General features: G+C 40.4%; 6 protein-coding genes. 4 read left to right on the top strand and 2 right to left on the bottom strand.

The window, feature by feature from the left end; translation table 11 throughout:
* Both I2484_RS20535 and I2484_RS20530 read left to right on the top strand, forming a co-directional pair.
* Positions 1 to 263 (top strand): hypothetical protein (locus I2484_RS20535; protein WP_207152915.1); only part of this gene is annotated, 263 nt, incomplete at its 5' end.
* 5 nt (positions 264 to 268) lie between these two features.
* Positions 269 to 520, top strand: a complete 252-nt coding sequence (locus I2484_RS20530; RefSeq protein ID WP_207152914.1) for a hypothetical protein — start codon at positions 269 to 271, stop codon at positions 518 to 520.
* Positions 521 to 631: 111 nt separating this feature from the next.
* Here I2484_RS20530 and I2484_RS20525 read toward each other — a convergent pair whose 3' ends face one another.
* Entirely contained in the window at positions 632 to 2,044 is a 1,413-nt protein-coding gene (locus tag I2484_RS20525) for a TcaA NTF2-like domain-containing protein (protein WP_207152913.1), read from the bottom strand.
* Positions 2,045 to 2,415: 371 nt separating this feature from the next.
* Between I2484_RS20525 and I2484_RS20520 the strand changes: the two genes are divergently transcribed.
* A complete protein-coding gene (locus tag I2484_RS20520) occupies positions 2,416 to 3,213 on the top strand; it encodes a CHY zinc finger protein (RefSeq protein ID WP_207152912.1) in 798 nt (265 codons plus the stop codon).
* 135 nt (positions 3,214 to 3,348) lie between these two features.
* Positions 3,349 to 5,094 carry a TcaA NTF2-like domain-containing protein gene (locus I2484_RS20515; protein WP_207152911.1) on the top strand — a complete coding sequence of 582 codons (1,746 nt, stop codon included), beginning with the start codon at positions 3,349 to 3,351 and terminating at the stop codon, positions 5,092 to 5,094.
* Between the two features lie 111 nt (positions 5,095 to 5,205).
* On the opposite strand, the gene I2484_RS20510 is transcribed toward I2484_RS20515, so the two are convergent.
* Entirely contained in the window at positions 5,206 to 5,475 is a 270-nt protein-coding gene (locus I2484_RS20510) for an excalibur calcium-binding domain-containing protein (RefSeq protein ID WP_207152910.1), read from the bottom strand.
* Between the last annotated feature and the right edge of the window lie 396 nt (positions 5,476 to 5,871).

Here is a 5,871-nt window from a genome sequence, read left to right as displayed (position 1 = left end):
TTGGACGCTTTTCTCTTTTCGTTGGACACTTCCGGCGATTGGTTGCAGGCTTTTCTGACTTGGTTGGACACTTCGAGGATTTCGTTGGAAACCCCTTTTTTGTTGGACGCTTTTCTCTTTTCGTTGCACACTTCCGGCAATTGGTTGCAGGCTTTACTGACTTCGTTGGACACTTCGAGGATTTCGTTGGAAACTCCTCCATTGGTTGGACGCTTTTCTCTTTTCGTTGGACACTTCCCGCAATTGGTTGCAGGCTTTACTGACTTCGTTGGACACTTCGAGTGTTTCGTTGGAAACTACTTCGTTGGTTGGACGCTTTTCTCTTTTCGTTGGACACTTCCCGCGATTGGTTGCAGGCTTTACTGACTTCGTTGGACACTTCGAGGGTTTCGTTGGAAACTCCTCCGTTGGTTGGACACTTTTCTCTTTTCGTTGGACACTTCCGGCGATTGGTTGCAGGCTTTACCAAGTTCGTTGGACACTCCGAGGACTTTGCCGAACACCCAAACGCCACCACTAACAAAACGGCTCCCACCCAGATAAACCTTCTGGATGAGAGCCGTTTCTATTCTTACTGCAAACATGCAATCAACTCTTTATTGACTTGGTGACTGCACGACTCCAATTCCACTTAATTACGGTTGGTGTCTTTAATATGAATAGCAGTGATTTTAAATTGGCCTGGGGATGTCTCAACTAGGTCATACCTTTTCTTCCGATCGTATTCAGTCGTTACCCCTAGATGATTTTCAAAGACGAACACTTCGCGGACTTGTAGTTTAATAATATCTCCCTCGACCGTACCTTCTGTCACCTGGTTGATCTTGAAATCATACCAATAATACGTACTGTCTGCTTCGGCTATAAAATCCTTCAATTCTTTATACACCCCAGCAGTCTCTACTAAATAGTTTTCTACATAATAGAAGCTTTTATCATTCAACGCCTCTTCGTAAGCGTCGCGGAAATCGATATAAGCCGCTGATGCCTGCGCAATCAATTCTCTATCTCCTACCGCTTTTTCCTCTTGTACTTTCTGGGCCTTCGCTAGCGACTCAGCACTTTTTTGTGCTTTCAAAAGTGATGGATAAACTAGTGTTACAGAATCACCAGGTTTACCAATCACCTTCTCGGATTTCTCTGTTTTTCCGCCTTCAATTGCTCTAACTGCATGGAATGTTGCCCCGTCGCCAAAGACAGGCGTAATTGAGTCAATTTCCTTCATCGTTTTTTCTGTAGATGTACCGTTTACATACACAATACCGTCCGTTAATTCACTATTAAACGTTATGGAATAGGCAGATCCAGGTAAACTGACTACTACAGCTTCTTCAAACTCCTCACGGTCGATGTTGTAAGTTCCTGTGGACTCCATATATGTATTTTTCCCATTCACTGTAAAAGTGTAATTATCAGGTAATACTTTATTAATTTTTATCGATTCTCCGTCAAGCTGAAATTCTTTATCCGCAATCGTCAAGATTGTGTTTTTTAGATCCGTTTCAATTACTAAAGGCTGTGAAACCGGCTCAATTATGACCCTAGAATAGAAGTAAAGCCACTTTTCATATTTGACGCGGAATAGTTCAATCCCTTTTTTATCTACCAGGATTTCCGTCAAACCTGTTTCCTTTACACGTTCAGACGCTTCTTGCAGTTCGTCGAAGAATACAGGTAAGTAGCCGTTATTCAACCTTTTAGTGAAACTATCTTTCACATAAAGCGTGTCCCCTGCCACAGCCAACTCAGCGAATAGTGCTTCTCCGTTTTCATCGACTATCGCATTGTAAATATTTCTCAACTGTTTCGTACCGTCCGTTAAATAAGTTATGGTAAAATGAGTTCCAATCGCAGTCATAAAGAGTATAACCAGCGCTGATAGTAGTACTTTAGTTTTTAATGGCATCGATTTTTTCGACGCAGGTGGCTTTTGCATAGATTCCGCTACGTCAACCGTTGTTGAAACAGGCGTTCCGCATGAAGAACAAAATACCAGTCCATCTGCAAGCTGTTTTCCACACTCATTACAAAACTTTTTTTCCATTTGATAACCCCCTTTGATATGGATTGTGGATGCCAATCACCCAGTTAATCCCCATTACTAGTATAGACTACTAGTGTCTATTCTCCTATACTATATAAAACTCCAAAAGAATCAGTTGAATACATTACTAAGTTAATAAACTACCAATTTAATTGAAATATCCTTCAATCTATTCATTCACTTATGGTATAATTTACTTACTACTATTTACATGCACACTTCCCCTATATTGTAAGAAACCAGTGACTGTAAAGGTGATAGTAATGAATAGGAGGAACATGTTCGCAGGACTTTGTACAACAATCTATGAATAGCGGCACTTTATTATCCGTATAGTGGATAATAAGTATATTTCGTAAGGAGGATATTGAATGATTTGTAGTAATTGTGGTCACGAACAAGCACAAGGTAAGTTTTGCGGGAAATGCGGTACGAAGTTTGAAGAGGTAACTGTGGCTTATGCGGATGATTCTGTTACCGAACGGGTCGCTGCAACACAATCTGAGCCGATAATCCCAGCTCCTGCACAACCAGCTGAACCGAATATTCATGTCGAAAATCTAAAAAAACAGTCTAAAATGTATAGTTCTTATTTCATGCAACAATTAAAAAGACCTTCACTCATCTATAATCGTGGTGAGGCAGAGTTTACAAATGGACTTATTAGTATCATTTTGCTAGGCGTACTTCTTTCTTTGTCTTTATATATCTTCATGGGTGAAATATTCGGCGGTTATGGCCCGGGATTCTTTTCATTCTTCAGTAGTGTTTTGGTTTTCTTTTTATTCGCGGTAGGGATTGTCATTTTGTCACTTTTCCTCAGCAATAAATTCTTTGGACCACAACATTCATTTAAGACAATTATAAGTTTCTATGGTGCACATTTGTCACCACTACTTATCGCTGCAACCGTCTCATTACTTCTCATTTTGCTGAAATCTTTCACGTTCGGTAATTTGATCCTTAGCATAGTCTTTATGTTTGCTATATTTGTTTTACCTCTCTATTTAATCAGTTTCTTATTGACGAAAAAACCAACTGGAATGGATCCTTTATACGGTTTCCTTCTGTATCTCGTCATGTTCACAGTTTTATTTGTCATCTTCATGGTTATCCTAGCCGACTCTACTATCGGTGGATATATTGACGAATTAACGCAATGGTACTAATAAAGGCTTAAAAACCAGCTAGATGTCATATGACATTTAGCTGGTTCTTTGACTAGTTACCAAGCTATGAAGATACACTTTTTTGGAAGTAATGCGGTCATACTAATGGGGTTTGTCAGAGGAGAGTAAATATAAATGAGTCGATTTTGTCTAGAATGCGGTCAACAAGTGACTGGAGAAGATGTTGTATGTACAAATTGCGGAACAAAGCTACCGCAAGTAGCGGTTATGCCCAAACAACCCCTTTCCAAGAAGAAAAAAGTACTGTATGGGATTATAACGGCGATTGCAGTTCTGTTGATTGGGTTCACAGTTTGGGGAAAAGCGCATTTTTCACAGGAAACAACAGCTAAGCGCTTTGCGGAGGCTTTATCAACCAAGGATGCAAAACAACTTCAATCCCTGGTTGTCCGTGAAAACGGTAAAATGATTGACAAACAGGAAGCCAAAGCAATGCTGAAGTTGGCTGAAGCGGAAGGCAGGAGTGCCGTAGATTCACTTTCTACTGTTCAGCAACACGGAAAGTGGTTTGGTTTATTCAAAATCCATAAAGTAGAGGTGATTGACCAATACGCCTATTTCGAGGGGCCGCTAAATGGGCTTACTTTCACATTCAATGGTGTTGAAATAAGAGAAGAATCTCGTAAAAAAGGGTCTGTTTCGTATGGTCCACTATCACCGGGTATTTACGAAGTGAATGCAACTTTTGAAGGGAAATACGGCAAAGGCTCGAGTAAAAGTGAACTGTACGCAGATAATAATTCCGGAAAACCTTCCTGGATTGAAGTGGAGTTGCCACTAGGTAACGCCATGTTTGAAGTTACTAACTATTCATCCGAAGTCATGTTAGATGCCCGTATTGTCATCAATGAAGAGGATATTCCTGTTGATGAATATGGAGCAACAGAAGAAATCGGTCCCATCTTATTTGACGGATCTCAACATGCAAAACTGGCTGTTCGATACCCTTGGGGAGAAGTCACTTCGAGTGAAATGACAATTGAAAGTGAATACCAAGAAATCGAAGCGACTATCCTTTCACAAGATGAAATGAATTCAGTGGTGGACACCTTAACACAATTCGGGGAAGAATATATTAAAGCGAAATCCAAAAGAGATACTTCTTCATTTACAACAACGACAAAATCATTCAATGCGCTCTATTTAGAGAACATCCTCGATCCATTGATTGACAATAACGCGTTTGTCACAGGAAAGTTCGATCAATTAGATGTGGATGAAGACTCGGTGTATCTACTTGACGATTCCGAACCAGGCATTACCATTCAAGCGGAATTCACGTATATGGAGGATAGTCATTCACTTTTGGATACACCCTCGATTAGCGAATCTGTTTACACATACGATGTTAACCTGATTTACGATGAAAGCGCGAATAGATGGTTCATCCAAAACGCTACGTCGACACGATCAAACATAGCTGCAACAAAAACCATTCCAGGTTCTGGGGCTATCCATCAACCTAGCAGCGACGCGGTTCACAAAGAAAAAGACCGCCTCATAAAAGAGGAGTTGCAATCATTCTTTGAGTATTACGTTAGCCGAAGCGTCGATGCAATAAACACCCGTGACTTTTCATACGTGGAACACCTGATGACAGATGATGGCCCACGAAAAAAAGAAGCGAAGGATTATATCGTTTACCTAGAAAGCAAAGGAATTACGGAGCAATTTATAGCTGTCACTGTTGATAAAGTGGAAGCAGCGGGCACTAATACTTGGAAAGTCACATCAACCGATGAGTTTATTATCTATAATCCAGATGGCTCCAAGAATAGAAAATATACAACTGTTGTCATTGTTAAAAAAGTTGATGGTGATTGGCTTGTTCATGAACTGGTGTCTACAGTGGAAATTTGAAGTGAAACGGTGCAAGGCGCGGTAAGTGTATCAGCGTAAAACACTTGAATCAAAAACAGCACCAGTCCGGATAGTGTATCCGGACTGGTGCTGTTTTGTTGTTCTTAGTAATTACTGCTCACACGCGATTGAATCTTTATCGCGATCACTTTTTTTATTCGCATCATAGATAGCCTGAGATACAAATGGCTGGTACTTCGTTTTACCGCCTATATTTTTGACAGATGCAGATCTTGCCACTCCGCCTTTATACACTTTGTTTAGCTCCGTGCAATTTTTATATGCCACTACTTTCGCGCTCGCTGCTTCGACATGCACAGAATTGAATGAAAATCCTATAGCAATAGTGAATGCCAGCAAGACAGTAAATACTTTTTTCATAACAAAAACCTCCTTTTCAATTAATTCGCTTAGAAATAAACCTAGTTATTGGTATGAAAAAACGCCTTCCTTTATGCCTACCCATTCATAACGATCAGACTGAAGACATCCCTCATGAACTATATGATTATTTTACCAGATTTTGAGTTTGTTGAATACCTTGAAAAAGCTGATTTGGGCTGGGATATGATCGGTTAGCCGTGATATATGATCGTTTGCGATGGTTTATGATCGGTGGAATGGAGATATGATCGCTTGACATGGCATATGATCGGTGGAATGGAGATATGATCGCTTGCCATGGGATATGATCGGTGGAATGGACATATGATCGCTTGACATGATATATGATCGGTGGAATGGACATATGATCGCTTGCCATGGGATATGATCGGT

This window comes from Sporosarcina sp. E16_8 (assembly GCF_017347095.1).
Taxonomy (GTDB): domain Bacteria; phylum Bacillota; class Bacilli; order Bacillales_A; family Planococcaceae; genus Sporosarcina.
Note: the sequence above shows the minus strand (reverse complement) of the source record. Positions and strands in the feature narration are given on the sequence as shown.

Excerpts from the sequence above, each read along its gene's own strand:
- I2484_RS20520 (WP_207152912.1), top strand. The coding sequence starts at position 2,416 with ATGATTTGTAGTAATTGTGGTCACGAACAAGCACAAGGTAAGTTTTGC.
- I2484_RS20525 (WP_207152913.1), bottom strand. The coding sequence starts at position 2,044 with ATGGAAAAAAAGTTTTGTAATGAGTGTGGAAAACAGCTTGCAGATGGA.
- I2484_RS20510 (WP_207152910.1), bottom strand. The coding sequence starts at position 5,475 with ATGAAAAAAGTATTTACTGTCTTGCTGGCATTCACTATTGCTATAGGA.
- I2484_RS20515 (WP_207152911.1), top strand. The coding sequence starts at position 3,349 with ATGAGTCGATTTTGTCTAGAATGCGGTCAACAAGTGACTGGAGAAGAT.